At 71.5% G+C, this 12,818-nt stretch carries 15 protein-coding genes; 8 read left to right on the forward strand and 7 right to left on the reverse strand.

Features of this window, described 5'->3' with window-relative positions; translation table 11 throughout:
• Positions 1 to 59: 59 nt before the first annotated feature.
• Genes AB0K28_RS19415 through AB0K28_RS19425 form a run of 3 tightly spaced genes read left to right on the forward strand, consistent with a single transcriptional unit; the run spans position 60 to position 3,304 of the window.
• Complete coding sequence (locus tag AB0K28_RS19415) at positions 60 to 794, forward strand: hypothetical protein (RefSeq protein ID WP_364371602.1); 735 nt, start codon at positions 60 to 62, stop codon at positions 792 to 794.
• A gap of 51 nt (positions 795 to 845) precedes the next feature.
• A complete protein-coding gene (locus AB0K28_RS19420) occupies positions 846 to 2,804 on the forward strand; it encodes a hypothetical protein (protein ID WP_364371605.1) in 1,959 nt (652 codons plus the stop codon).
• 41 nt (positions 2,805 to 2,845) lie between these two features.
• The gene (locus AB0K28_RS19425) at positions 2,846 to 3,304 is read left to right on the forward strand and encodes a GNAT family N-acetyltransferase (protein WP_364371608.1); all 459 of its coding nucleotides are present in this window, start codon (positions 2,846 to 2,848) and stop codon (positions 3,302 to 3,304) included.
• Between the two features lie 183 nt (positions 3,305 to 3,487).
• Here the strand turns inward: AB0K28_RS19425 and AB0K28_RS19430 are convergent, their stop codons facing one another.
• From AB0K28_RS19430 to AB0K28_RS19440, 3 genes are read right to left on the reverse strand one after another with little or no spacing between them, the layout of a single operon-like run.
• The gene (locus AB0K28_RS19430) at positions 3,488 to 4,441 is read right to left on the reverse strand and encodes a zinc-binding dehydrogenase (protein ID WP_364371611.1); all 954 of its coding nucleotides are present in this window, start codon (positions 4,439 to 4,441) and stop codon (positions 3,488 to 3,490) included.
• 44 nt (positions 4,442 to 4,485) lie between these two features.
• Positions 4,486 to 5,316, reverse strand: coding sequence for a helix-turn-helix transcriptional regulator (locus tag AB0K28_RS19435; protein ID WP_364371614.1), 831 nt, complete (start codon positions 5,314 to 5,316; stop codon positions 4,486 to 4,488).
• Positions 5,317 to 5,343: 27 nt separating this feature from the next.
• Complete coding sequence (locus AB0K28_RS19440; protein WP_364371617.1) at positions 5,344 to 6,324, reverse strand: YafY family protein; 981 nt, start codon at positions 6,322 to 6,324, stop codon at positions 5,344 to 5,346.
• A gap of 61 nt (positions 6,325 to 6,385) precedes the next feature.
• Here AB0K28_RS19440 and AB0K28_RS19445 point away from each other — a divergent pair, with 61 nt between their 5' ends.
• Both AB0K28_RS19445 and AB0K28_RS19450 read left to right on the forward strand, forming a co-directional pair.
• Positions 6,386 to 6,988, forward strand: coding sequence for a DinB family protein (locus tag AB0K28_RS19445; RefSeq protein WP_364371620.1), 603 nt, complete (start codon positions 6,386 to 6,388; stop codon positions 6,986 to 6,988).
• The gene (locus AB0K28_RS19450) at positions 6,985 to 7,446 is read left to right on the forward strand and encodes a VOC family protein (protein ID WP_364371623.1); all 462 of its coding nucleotides are present in this window, start codon (positions 6,985 to 6,987) and stop codon (positions 7,444 to 7,446) included. The genes AB0K28_RS19445 and AB0K28_RS19450 overlap by 4 nt, the downstream gene beginning before the upstream one ends.
• A 20-nt stretch (positions 7,447 to 7,466) precedes the next feature.
• Here the strand turns inward: AB0K28_RS19450 and AB0K28_RS19455 are convergent, their stop codons facing one another.
• Positions 7,467 to 7,889 carry a DUF6292 family protein gene (locus tag AB0K28_RS19455; protein ID WP_345390187.1) on the reverse strand — a complete coding sequence of 141 codons (423 nt, stop codon included), beginning with the start codon at positions 7,887 to 7,889 and terminating at the stop codon, positions 7,467 to 7,469.
• Positions 7,890 to 8,028: 139 nt separating this feature from the next.
• On the opposite strand from AB0K28_RS19455, the gene AB0K28_RS19460 reads away from it, so the two are divergent.
• Complete coding sequence (locus AB0K28_RS19460) at positions 8,029 to 8,154, forward strand: hypothetical protein (RefSeq protein WP_364371627.1); 126 nt, start codon at positions 8,029 to 8,031, stop codon at positions 8,152 to 8,154.
• A 10-nt stretch (positions 8,155 to 8,164) separates the two neighbouring features.
• On the forward strand, positions 8,165 to 8,593 hold the full coding sequence (locus tag AB0K28_RS19465) for a hypothetical protein (RefSeq protein ID WP_345390190.1): 429 nt from the start codon (positions 8,165 to 8,167) through the stop codon (positions 8,591 to 8,593).
• 21 nt (positions 8,594 to 8,614) lie between these two features.
• On the opposite strand, the gene AB0K28_RS19470 is transcribed toward AB0K28_RS19465, so the two are convergent.
• Positions 8,615 to 9,754, reverse strand: coding sequence for a cystathionine gamma-synthase (locus tag AB0K28_RS19470; RefSeq protein WP_345390193.1), 1,140 nt, complete (start codon positions 9,752 to 9,754; stop codon positions 8,615 to 8,617).
• A 200-nt stretch (positions 9,755 to 9,954) separates the two neighbouring features.
• Positions 9,955 to 10,149 carry a hypothetical protein gene (locus AB0K28_RS19475; RefSeq protein WP_364371631.1) on the reverse strand — a complete coding sequence of 65 codons (195 nt, stop codon included), beginning with the start codon at positions 10,147 to 10,149 and terminating at the stop codon, positions 9,955 to 9,957.
• Positions 10,150 to 10,286: 137 nt separating this feature from the next.
• Between AB0K28_RS19475 and AB0K28_RS19480 the strand changes: the two genes are divergently transcribed.
• Positions 10,287 to 11,429, forward strand: a complete 1,143-nt coding sequence (locus AB0K28_RS19480) for a histidine kinase (RefSeq protein WP_364371634.1) — start codon at positions 10,287 to 10,289, stop codon at positions 11,427 to 11,429.
• A 17-nt stretch (positions 11,430 to 11,446) separates the two neighbouring features.
• Here AB0K28_RS19480 and AB0K28_RS19485 read toward each other — a convergent pair whose 3' ends face one another.
• The gene (locus AB0K28_RS19485; RefSeq protein ID WP_345390202.1) at positions 11,447 to 12,817 is read right to left on the reverse strand and encodes a cystathionine beta-synthase; all 1,371 of its coding nucleotides are present in this window, start codon (positions 12,815 to 12,817) and stop codon (positions 11,447 to 11,449) included.
• Position 12,818 lies beyond the last annotated feature (1 nt).

The following is a 12,818-nucleotide window of genomic DNA, read 5'->3' on the forward strand; positions in this document are numbered from 1 at the left end:
TGTCGGCGGTCTCCCGCGTCAAAGGGGGTGAGTTCATCACTTAGCCGGGGGAGACCGTCATGCGCCTGCTTGCCTGCGCCACCGCCGCCGCTCTCGTCCTGGGCGGGTTCGCGGCACCCGCCGAGGCCGCCACGTCCGCGTACGGGTACGCGTGGGCCGACGGCCAGGGCCGCCTGCGGCTCGTGCCCAAGAAGGCGGCCCGGGTCAAGGGCACCAAGTTCCACCGGCTGGCGAGCGCCGCCGGGGTCAAGGAGCTGCGGCTCGGCTACGCCAAGGCCGCGTACGGGCGGGTCACGACGGCCTGCGACCTGAAGGAGACCGAGGGCAGGGTCGCGCTCGACGGCAACGGCCTGGGCCGTACGCGCTGCGCGCCCGCCGACCTGACCGCCTCGCTGGCCCGCGGGCCCGTGCCGGTGCGGGTCGAGTACCGCGGCGGCGCGGCGACCCGGGTCAACGAGATCCTGCTCAACGAGTGGCCCGAGCCGCGGACGGCCACGGGGACGATCAAGCGGGTGAACGACACGACCGTGCTGTTCGCGAGCGGCGGAAAGACGGTCAAGCTGGGTTACACGTACGCGACCACGTTCTCCCGCACCACGGCCCGCTGCGGCGACGGCTGGCTCACCGGCCGTCCGGTCAACGCGGACAAGAACGGCCTGGGCAAGAAACCGTGCAGGTGGACGGACCTGACGAAGGCCCTCAAGACCGTCAAGTACCCCGTCCTGGCGAAGGTCGACTACACGCCCGGCTCCGACGCGCTCAACCAGGTGTGGGAGGTCTTCGGCGACGCCTGAGCTCTCGGCGTAACACCACGGGGCTCGTTTCGGGGTTAGCGTGGTTTCGTGATGGCCTTCCGCTATGGCGAGTACCACGACGGCCCCGATCCCCTGGCGCCTCCCTATGACGTACGCGCCGCGCTCGACGAGATGGGCGACGCCATCCTGTCGGGCTCGACCCCGGTCCACGCCCTGCGCGACCTGCTCAAGCGCGGCCTGCCGGGCACCCAGGAGCGGCGCGGGCTCGACGACATGCTCAGGGAGGTCCGCAAGCGCCGCCGTGACCTGCGCGAGCGCGGGCGGCTCGACGGCACGCTGGAGCGGGCGAGGGCGCTGCTGGACAAGGCGATCGGGCAGGAGCGGGCCGAGCTGTTCCCCGACCCGTCCGACGACGCGCGGCTGCGGGAGGCGGGCCTCGACGCGCTGCCCGAGGACACCGCGAGCGCCATCCAGGAGCTGAGCTCTTACGACTGGCGCTCCCAGGCGGCCAGGCAGACCTTCGAGGAGCTGCGCGACCTGCTGCGCAGGGAGGTGCTCGACAGCCAGTTCAGGGGGTTGCGCGACGCGCTGGCCAACCCCGATCCCGAGGCGATGCGGCGCGTCCGCGAGATGATGGCGGACCTCAACGGGATGCTCGACAAGGACGCCCGCGGCGAGCACACCCAAGCCGATTTCGAGCAATTTATGGCGAAATATGGCGACCTGTTCCCCGAGAAGCCCCGCAACCTCGACGAGCTGGTCGACATCCTCGCCCGCCGCGCCGCCGCCACCCAGCGCATGCTGGCCTCGATGACGCCGCGCCAGCGCGAAGAGCTGGGCAACCTGATGAACCAGACCCTTGAGCAGGCGGGCCTGGCCGACGAGATGCGCCGGCTCGGCGAGGCCCTCTACTCCCGCCGCCCCGACCTCGCCTGGAACGCCCCCGAGCGCCTCACCGGTGAAGAGCCGCTCGCCATGGGCGACGCCGTCACCGCGCTTGAGGAGCTGGCCGACCTCACCCAGCTCGAGACCGCCCTGCGCCAGGACTACCCGGGCGCGCGGCTCGACGACATCGACGAGGACGCCGTACGCCGCGCGCTCGGCCGCTCCGCCGTCGACGACCTCGAAGCGCTCAAGCGCATCGAACGCGAGCTTGAGGAGCAGGGCTACCTCCTGCGCCGGCGCGGCAAGCTGGAGCTGACCCCCAAGGCGGTGCGCCGGCTCGGCGAGACCGCGCTGCGCCGGGTCTTCTCCTCGCTCGACGCGGGCCGCAGGGGCGACCACGACCAGCACGACGCCGGCTCGGCCGGAGAGCTGACCGGGTCGTCGCGGCCGTGGCGGTTCGGCGACGAGCAGCCCATCGACGTCGTACGCACGCTGGTCAACGGCGTGCGCAGCGGCGGCGTCACCCTCGGCGACCGGGTCGGGGTGCGGCTGTCGGTCGACGACTTCGAGGTGGCCGAGACCGAGCGGCGCAGCGCGGCGGCCGTCTGCCTGCTGGTCGACCTGTCCTACTCCATGGCGCTGCGCGGCACGTGGGCCGCCGCCAAGCAGACCGCGCTGGCCCTGCAGGCGCTGGTGGCCTCGAAGTTCCCGCAGGACGCCGTACAGATCATCGGCTTCTCGAACTACGCCAGGGTGCTGCAGCCCGACGAGCTGGCCGGGCTCGACTGGGACATGGTCCAGGGCACCAACCTGCACCACGCGCTGCTCATCGCCGGGCGCCACCTCGACCGCCACCCCGACTTCGAGCCGGTGGTGCTGGTCGTCACCGACGGCGAGCCGACCGCCCACCTCCTGCGCAACGGGCGCTCGGCGTTCGAGTGGCCGCCGTCGCACGAGACGCTGGAGCTCACGCTGTCCGAGGTGGACAAGATGACCCGGCGGCGGGCCACGATCAACGTCTTCATGCTGGCGGCCGACGACCGGCTGAAGGAGTTCGTGGACGAGGTGGCGCGGCGCAACGGCGGGCGGGTCTTCTCGCCGAGCGCCGACCGGCTGGGCGAATACGTGGTGAGCGACTTCCTGCGGTTGCGACGCACGCGCTGACGGCCGCGAAGTTGTCGGTGCCGCCTGCGAGACTGCCCGGCATGGACGTACGGCTGAGAGACGTGACGGAGGCCGATCTGGAGGTGTTCCTGGCGCAGGAGCACGATCCCGAGGCGGCGCGGCGGTCGAGGTTCGCGCCACGCGAGCGTGAGGCGTTCCTGCGCCACTGGAAGGCCAACATCCTCGGCGACCCCACCGTCTACGTGCGGGCCGTGCTGGTCGACGGCGAGCCGGCGGGCAACCTGGTGGCGTGGTGGGAGGAGGAGCGGCGCTTCATCGGCTACTGGTTGGGGCGCGCCTTCTGGGGGCGCGGCATCGGCAGCCGCGCGATGGCGCTCTTCCTCGCCGAGGAGCCCAACCGGCCGCTCTACGCCGACCCCCACGAGGGCAACACCGCCTCGGTCCGCCTGCTGGAGAAACACGGCTTCCAACGCGAGGGCATCGTCCACCACGGCGACGACCAGCACATCATGCTGGCCCTCCACACCCCCGAACCCTAGCCACCGGTGAAGCGCCGGCCCTGCGCGTGGCGGCGCCTCGCGTGACGGCGCCTCGCGTGGCGCGCCCGGCCTGTCGTGGTCGTGGCGCTGCCTCGCAAAGGCGGCTCCCCTCGCGAAGGCGAGGCCCCGCACATGACGGCTCCCTCGCTGAGTCGCGCCCGGTTTGTCCTCGTCGGGTGCTGCTCAGTGCTGCACTTTCAGGACCAGTTTGCCGGTGGTGCCCCCGGACTCGATGCGGCGGTGGGCTTCTGCGGCCTGGGTCAGGGGGAGCCGGTCGATCTGGACGCGCAGGCCGCCGCCTGCGGCGGCGTTCACGGCTCGGCGGAGGGCCTGGCCTGCGGCTTCCGGGTGGGTGGCGGCGAAGGCGGCCAGGTTGAAGCCGGAGACGGTCTTGTTGGTCAGCCACAGCTCGTTGGCCGGCATGCCGACGTCCTCGGCGCCGGAGGCGTTGCCCATGACGACCAGCCGGCCCATCGGGGCGAGCAGGTCCAGGCTGTCGCGGCGGGTCGCGCCGCCCACCATGTCCACGACCACGTCGAACCGCCCTGAAGCCGCCGCACGCAGCACGACCTCGTCGTACCCGAACGCCCTGGCCGCCTCGACCTTGGCCGGGCCGCCCACGGTGCCCACCACGCGGCCCGCTCCCAGCAGCCGGGCGGCCTGCCCGAGCTGGCTGCCCACGCCGCCGGCCGCAGCGTGCACCAGCACGCTCTCCCCCGGCTCGATACGAGCCACCCGGTCGAGCACCAGGAACGCCGTCGTGCTGTTGGACGGCAGTGCCGCCGCCACGTCGAGCTCCAGCGCGAGCCCGTCCAGCGGAGCCACCAGGTCGGCGGCGGTGACCGCCACCTCGGCGTACCCGCCGCCGTCCACGATCGTGAGCGCGGCGACCGGCTGCCCCACCCGCAGCCCCTCGACACCGGGGCCCAGCGCCCTGACGTGACCGGACACCTCGATGCCCGGGACGAACGGCAGCGGCACGTCGGCCAGCCCCTGCCGGTAGAGGATCTCGGCGAAGTTCGCCCCCGCGTACGCCACGTCGATGGACACCTGGCCGGGCCCTGGCTCGGGCACCTTGACCTCGTCGAGCCGGAGAACGTCAGCGCCGCCGAATGCGGGAATCGTGATTGCCTTCATGCCGTCCATCGTCCGGGCTGAGCCGCAGGCGAGGCAGTGCCGGCTCATCCTGGGTGTACGAACACCAGGCTCTCCAGCTTCCGCTGCGTGTCGGTGTCGGGGTCGGGCGTGTGCAGCACCACGTTCAGGTCCGCGCGGTCCGGCAGCCGGAACAGCGAGTACGCGAACACCAGGTCACCGGCCTCGGGATGGGTGATCGCCTTGACCCCCTGCGAGCGGGACCGCACGTCGCTCCGCGCCCACAACGCCGCGAACTCCGGGCTGACCGCGCGCAACCCCCCGGCGATCTCCTCGAAGACCGGATCGTCCGGATATCGGGCCGCCGACGCCCGGAAATCGGCCACCATGTCGGGCGCGAACTCGTCCCACGCCGTGAACCTGCCCCGGTAGATGGGATGGGTGAAGAACGCGACCATGCAGTTGCTGACGTCCGCGTCGAAGCCGAACACGCGCCGGGAGGCGTCGTTCATCGCCACCAGGCCGTAGTGCCGGTCGAGGACGTGTGCCGGGTTGGGCATCCAGGCGTCCAGCACGGCCCTGAGCTGGTCGTTCACGGGGGCGCCCGGCTGCCCTGCCGGGTCCGGCGGGTTCAGGCCGGCGAGCACGTACAGGTGCGTACGCTCGGCCTCGTCCAGCAGCAGCGCGCGGGCGACCGCGTCGAGCACGGCACCGGAGACCTTGATGTCGCGCCCCTGCTCCAGCCACGTGTACCAGGACACCCCGACCCCGGCGAGCACCGCCACCTCCTCCCGCCGCAGCCCGGGAGTGCGGCGACGTCCGGCGGCGGGCAGCCCGACGTCAGTGGGCGCGAGCGCTTCGCGCCTGGCACGCAGGAACTCCTTGAGCTGCTCACGGCGATGCTGACTGGCACTCACGAAACACACCATAAGCGACAAACCCCGCTACGGACTGGCCTCCCGGGCGGCTGCGCGGAGGCGGGCGGACAGGGCCTGGCAGCGGGCGGCCAGTTCGGGTGGGTCGAGGACGTCGAAGTCGTGTCCGAGCAGCACCACGTGCATGATCACGAAGTCGAGGTTGTCGGCGCCGGTGACCACCTCGCAGCCGTCGCTCCCCCGGTCGTGCACGACGCCCGCCGCCGCCGGCACCTGCGCCCGCACCACCTCGACCGGCGCGTGCACGAGGAAGCGCGCCTGGTGCCGGTAGACCCGCGTGGTGACGCTCTCCTGCACGTACGCCGCCGCGTCCGGCGCCTCCCGTGGCCGGAACCGCCGGGTCCGCGCGGCGACCTCACTCATCCGATCGACCCGGAAGTTACGCCAGTCGTCGCGGTCGAGGTCGAAGGCGAGCAGGTACCAGCGCCGGGAGGAGGCGACCAGCCGGTACGGCTCCACCGTCCGCGTCCGCTGCCCCTCCCGCGACGGGTAGGCGAAGGCGACCTCCACCTCGTCCCGGCACGCCCTGGCCAGCGTCATCAGCACCTTCGGGTCGATCGGCTCCCGGCCGCCACCGGCGAAGGACTCCACCGAGCCGGCCAGCGCCCGCACCTCGTGCCGCAGCCGCGTGGGCAGCACCCGGTCGAGCTTGGTGAGCGCCCGCAGCGCGGCGTCACCCGCGCTGGCCACCGCCCCACCGGCCCCGACCAGCAGGGAGACGGCGGTGGCGATCGCCTCCTCGTCGTCGAGGAGCAGCGGCGGCAGATCCTGCCCCGGGCCGAGCTGGTAGCCGCCGCCGACCCCCTGGCTGGCGTGCACCGGGTAGCCGAGCGTGCGCAGGCGTTCGACGTCGCGCCGCACGGTACGTGAGGTCACCCCGAGCCGGGCGGCCAGCTCTGGCCCGGTCCAGATCTGGCGCTGCTGGAGCAGCCCGAGCAGGGTGAGCACCCGCTCCGTCGTTCCGCGTTCGTCCTCGCTTGCCAGGGTCATTTTCTCAGCCTGCCAGAGATTGCGGACCGATCCTGTCCGCTAGGGGTGTCATCGTGGAGCCATGAGCACAACCGCGTTCGACTGGAACACGAAGCTGCGCGAGCAGTTCACCTGGCACTGGACCCACCAGCTGCGGCCCCGCCTGGAGGGGCTCACCGACGACGAGTACTTCTGGTCACCGGTGCCCGGCCCCTGGAGCGTGTGGCCGCGCGGCCGGTCGACGGCGCCCATCCAGGGCGGGACGGGAGACTTCACCATCGACTTCGCCTACCCGACACCGGTCCCAGCGCCGTTCACCACCATCGCCTGGCGGCTCGGGCACGTCATCGTCGGCGTGCTCGCCACTCGCACCGCCTCCCACTTCGGGGGGCCGCCGGCGTCGTACGAGACCTGGGAGTACGCCGGCACCGCAGCGCAGGCGCTCGACCAGTTGGACAGGGAGGTCGAGGCGTGGCTGGCCGGCGTCCAGGGTCTGGGCGAGGACGGGCTGCGCGTCCCGGTCGGCGACAAGGAGCCGTACCCCGAATCCCCCATGGCGGATCTGGTCCTCCACATCCACCGCGAGCTGATCCACCACCTGTCCGAGGTCTGCCTGCTGCGCGACCTCTACCTGCACACCCACCTTGCGAACGACGCACGAACCACGGAAGGCGCGCAGCGATGAGCCGGCACGTTCAGATCACCTTCGACGCTCACGACCCGCGGGCGCTGTCCGTCTTCTGGCGCGACGTGCTCGGGTACGTCCACCCCGCGCCTCCCGGGGTCGAGCTGCCCGAGGGCGCCGACCCGCTGGCCGCGTGGGACGACTTTCTGGAGCGCATGGGCGTGCCGGAGGAGCGGCGCAACACCAGCTCGGCCATCGAGGACCCCGACGGCGCCGGGCCCCGGGTGTTCTTCCAGCAGGTGCCCGAGGACAAGGTCGCGAAGAACCGCGTGCACCTCGACGTGCGTGCCGCTCCCGGCCTGGCGGGCGACGAGCGCATGGCGGCGCTGGAGACGGAGTGCGAGCGGCTGCTCAAGCTGGGGGCCACCCGGGTCCAGAGGTACGAGCCGCAGCCGCCGATGAGCGGCGGCCACATCGTGATGCTCGACCCGGAAGGCAACGAGTTCTGCCTGGACTGACGGCGCCCCGGGCGCGAGGGTCAGGCGTCCACGAGGCGGGAGTAGAAGTCGAGGGCGACGTCGAAGCCGTCGCGGCAGTTGCGGTGGGAGCGGTAGCAGGGGCGCCAGGCCGAGCTGGCTCCCACCCCGGCGCGTGCGTCGCGCAGCGCCTCACGCACCCGCTCGGGCCGCGGCAGCAGCCCGTGACCGAGATAACGGACGCCCGAAAGCTCGGTGTGCTGCCCGCGCCCGCCGGCGACGAACCGGCCGAGCCGCCACCCGCTCTCTTCGTCCCACACGAGCGCGGTGCCGTCGGTGAGCTTGACCGTGGCGTCACGCGGATCGCAGGGGCCCTCCCACCAGTCCGAGACCTCTGACCCGAGCAGTTCGACAACGCGCTGCACGTAGCTGATCGGCTGCTGCAGCCACTCGTCGGAGTACGGCTCGACGTGCTTGATGGCCACGGACGGCACCTCCTTGTGCCCAAACGGTAAGGAAAAAGCGGCGTTGTCCAACCATACCCGCGCCGAACTTATTCCGTTGCACAGCCGTCTAGTCATTACGGACGATATTTACGTCCCCGACGGGGAAGGAGGAGGACCCATGATTACCGCGGTGCTCCTCGTCGTGCTCATGGTCGTCACGGTGACGGCCATGGAGCTGTGCATGCATTGCCCTGCCAAGGGCAAAGAGAGTGTCGAATCCCCCAGCGAGATCATCGGGGACTAGTCTCTCCCGCATGGACCTGCTTCTCTGGCTGCACATCGGATTCGCGATCTTCACGCTCGGTCCGATCACCGCGGCGACGATGTCGGCGCCCCGGGTCATCCGCACCAAGAACGTGCCCGCGCTGCGCTTCATCCAGCGCACGACCAGGATCTACGCCATCGGCAGCATCGGCGTGTTCGTGTTCGGCCTGATCCTCGGCATCGTCATGGGCGACGGGCTGCTCGGCCGGTGGTACATGACGGCGTCGATGACGTTGTTCATCGTGGGCATCGTGCTGCTCGTCCTCATCGACCGCGACCTGCGCGCCGCCGTACAGGCGCTCTCCAACGAGAGCGCCGAGGACGACGCGAAGGTCGAGAACGGGCGGATCGCCGCGATCAGCAGCCTGCTGTCGGTGATCTGGCTGGTGATCCTCTTCCTGATGGTGGTGCCCGAGTAGGGGGCCACCGTCAGGAACGGCTCAGCCCAGCGCCTGGGTGAGGTCGGCGAGCAGGTCGTCGGCGGTCTCGATGCCGACCGACAGGCGCACCAGGTCGGCGGGCACCTCGAGCGGCGACCCCGCGGCCGAGGCGTGCGTCATGCGGCCGGGGTGCTCGATGAGCGACTCCACTCCCCCGAGCGACTCCCCCAGCGTGAAGAGCTTGGCGCGGTCGCACACCGCCACGGCCTCCGCCTCGCCCCCTGCGACGCGGAACGACACCATGCCGCCGAACCTGCGCATCTGCTTCGACGCCACCACGTGGCCGGGGTGGTCGGGCAGCCCCGGATAGAGCACCTCGGTCACCTTCGGATGCGACAGCAGCAGGTCGACGACGCGCTCGGCGTTGGCGCAGTGGCGGTCCATGCGCACACCGAGCGTCTTGAGCCCGCGCAGCGTCAGCCAGGCGTCGAACGGCCCGGCCACCCCGCCGATGGAGTTCTGATGGAAGGCCAGCTCCTCGCCGAGCCCCGCGTCGGCGGCCACCAGCGCGCCGCCCACCACGTCGGAGTGCCCGCCGACGTATTTGGTGGTCGAGTGCACGACCACGTCGGCGCCGAGCGCGAGCGGCTGCTGCAGGTAGGGCGAGGCGAAGGTGTTGTCGACGACCAGCAGCGCGCCGTTGTCGTGCGCGAGCTGCGCCAGCGCCGCGATGTCGGCGATGCCGAGCAGCGGGTTGGTGGGCGTCTCGACCCAGACGACCCTCGTCTTCTGCGTCATGGCGGTGGCCACGGCGTCGAGGTCGTGGAGCGGCACGGGGTCGTAGTGCAGGCCCCAGCGCTCGTGGACCTTGGAGAAGAGGCGGTAGGTGCCGCCGTAGGCGTCGCCGGGGATGATGACGTGGTCCTGCGGCTTGCAGACCGTACGCAGGAGGGTGTCCTCGGCGGCGAGACCCGACGCGAACGCGAGCCCGCGCGCCCCGCCCTCCACGGCGGCCAGCGCGGCTTCGAGCGCGGTCCTGGTCGGGTTGGCCGAGCGGCTGTACTCATATCCGGACCGCAGGCCGCCCACGCCGTCCTGCTTGTAGGTGGACGTGGCGTAGATCGGCGGCACGACCGCGCCGGTCAGCGGGTCGGGCTCCTGACCTGCGTGAATGGCCAGGGTCTCAAAACCGTTGCTCATACCAGCCACGTTAGTGGACGCGCGCCGCGCTCAAGCCGCCCCGCGTCAGCGCCCCGGCCGGGGCGCTGACGCCGTCGGCGAACACCAGCCCGACCAGGCCCGGCGCCTCCGCGACGGCCCGCCCGTGACGGTGGGCGGCCCGAAGCCCCGGTCCCCGGATGGTGGCGGCCCGAAGCCCCGGTCCCCGGATGGTGGGCGGCTCAGGCCGCCCTGGTCTCGTGCCGGTCCCCGCCGGACCGCGCGGGCAACCGAACGACGTCCGCGTCGATGAATCGGCCTCTGCCGCCCTCCGCGCGCTCCCCGTTGATGCGCGAGAGCAGTACCGGGTCGGCCAGCGCGAGCATCACCGCGACGACCAGCCCGGCCCCCAGGAGGGCGAACCCGATGGCAACCATGTCTGTCCCCTTTCCGACCTCTCCAGCATCGGCGAGGACCCCCGTCCGCCACCTCCCCTGAAGGGCTGGTCTCCGCAACGCCCGGTCGGCCGAACGGTCGATACGCCTTGTCCGACTTCAGGCTTAGGCTCGACGCCGTGGGGGACTCGAAACGCGTCGTGTACTGGATCCGCCGGCTCAGCGAGCTGGCCATGTACGGCTGGCTCGGCCTCCTCCTGCTGATCGATGTCGTGTTCGCCGCGGGTCTGGGGCCTCAGCAGTGGCTCGTCCCGATCTGCGGAGTGGCCGGCATCACGGCGCTGGTGCTGCGGCGCAGGTACCGTACGCAGGGCTACCTCGCCCTGCTCGGCCTGTCGTTCGTGACGTCGATGGCGCTGGCCGCCATCGGCAACGGCGGCCTGCCCGGCATGACGGAGACCGGCTCCCTGCTCATCCTGACCCTCGGCGTGCTGCGGCACGCCGAGCCGGTACGCAACGCCGCCCTGCTGTCCTGCCTCGGCCTCGCCGTCCTGATGGCCGAGGCCGGCGGCCGCGAGTACCACAACGCGGGGCTGATGTTCTCGTTCCTGCTGTTCGCGAGCTGGACGCTGACCGCGGGCGTCGGCGGCTACCTGCGCTTCCAGCAGGAGCGGCGGATCGAGGCGGTCCACTCCGTACGCAGGGCGGAGCGCCTTGAGCTGGCCAGGGAGCTGCATGACCTGGTCGCCCACCACATCACCGGCATCGTGGTGCAGGCCCAGGCCGCGCGTACGGTCGCCGAGAGCAGCCCGCAGGCCGTGCTGCCCGCGCTGGACGCGATCGCCTCGGCCGGCTCGGACGCGCTGACGTCGATGCGCCGCATGGTCACCGTGCTGCGCGCGGCGGACGAGGCAGGCAGGACGCCCGGCGTCACGCTGGCCGACCTGCGCATGATGACCGAGCGGTTCTCGGCCGAGGGGCCGAAGGTGGCCTTCGAGATCGGGCAGGGCATCGACGACCGTACGCTGCCGCCCGAGGTCATGACCACCCTGCACCGGGTGCTCCTGGAGGCGCTGACGAACGTGCGCAAGCACGCGGCGCGCACCGCCTGGGTGGAGGCGGAGCTACGCCGCCTTGAGCAGCTGGTGACGCTGCGGGTACGGAACTTCGGCTCCGGCTCGGATTCGCGCGTGTCCCGGCTCGGCGGCGGGTTCGGGCTGGTGGGCATGGCCGAGCGGGTGGAGGCGCTGGGGGGACGGCTCTACGCGGGCCCGTCCCCCGAGGGCGCGTGGGAAGTGGTGGCCGAGTTCCCGCTCTCCTGACAGGGAGCGGGAGCCCGTCAGTGGTTGGCCAGGAAGGCGAGCAGGTCCTGGCGGGTGATCAGCCCGGCCGGCTTGCCGTCCTCCAGCACAACCGCCGCATCGGCCTTCTCCAGCGCTTCCACCGCAATGGCCACAGGTTCACCAGAGCCGATCGTGGGTAGCGGCGCGGACATGTGATCGGAGATCGGATCGTCGGAGGAGAGCCTGCCGTGATAGAGGGCTTCGAGGAGATCGCGCTCGACGATGGATCCGACCACCTCGGCCGCCATGACCGGCGGCTCCTCCTTCATGACCGGCAGCTGCGACACCGAGTATTCGCGCATGATCGAGATGGCCGTGCCGACCGTCTCGTGCGGGTGCACGTGCACGAACTCCGGCAGCCCCGCCCCCTTGCGGGCCAGCACGTCGCCGACCGTGCCCTCGTCGGAGGACGTGATCAGGAAGCCGTAGTCGGCCATCCAGTCGTCGTTGAAGATCTTCGACAGGTAGCCGCGGCCGCCGTCGGGCAGCAGCACCACCACCACGTCGTCGGGCGCCGCCGTGGCCGCCACCCGCAGCGCCGCCACCACGGCCATGCCGCACGACCCGCCGACCAGCAGCCCTTCCTCGCGGGCGAGCCTGCGGGTCATGTTGAAGGAGTCCTTGTCGGACACGGCGATGATCTCGTCGCAGATCTCCGTGTCGTACGTGGCCGGCCAGATGTCCTCGCCCACGCCCTCCACGAGGTAGGGCCGCCCGGACCCGCCGGAGTAGACCGAGCCCTCGGGGTCGGCCCCGATGATCTTCACCCGGCCGCCGGAGACCTCCTTGAGGTAGCGCCCGGTGCCGGAGATCGTGCCGCCCGTGCCGATGCCCGCCACGAAGTGCGTGACCCGGCCCTCGGTCTGCTCCCAGATCTCGGGCCCCGTCGAGTGGTAGTGGGAGTCGGGGTTGTTCGGGTTGGAGTATTGGTCGGGCTTCCAGGCGTTGGGGATCTCGCGGGCCAGCCGGTCGGAGACCGAGTAGTAGGACTCGGGGTGGTCGGGCGAGACGGCGGTCGGGCAGACCACCACCTCGGCGCCGTACGCCCGCAGCACCGAGATCTTGTCCTGGGCCACCTTGTCGGGCACCACGAACAGGCACCTGTAGCCCTTCTGCTGGGCCACGATGGCCAGGCCGACGCCGGTGTTGCCCGAGGTCGGCTCGACGATCACGCCGCCGGGACGCAGCGCGCCCGACTTCTCGGCGGCCTCGATCATGCGCACCGCGATGCGGTCCTTGACCGAGCCCCCGGGGTTGAAGTACTCGACCTTGGCGAGCACCTGCGCGGGCACGCCCGCGGTGACTTTGTGCAGCCTGACGAGGGGCGTGTTGCCCATCAGGTCGACCAGGGAATCGTAAACGCGCACC

Source organism: Nonomuraea sp. NPDC049504 (assembly GCF_040676845.1).
Lineage (GTDB): Bacteria > Actinomycetota > Actinomycetes > Streptosporangiales > Streptosporangiaceae > Nonomuraea > Nonomuraea salmonea.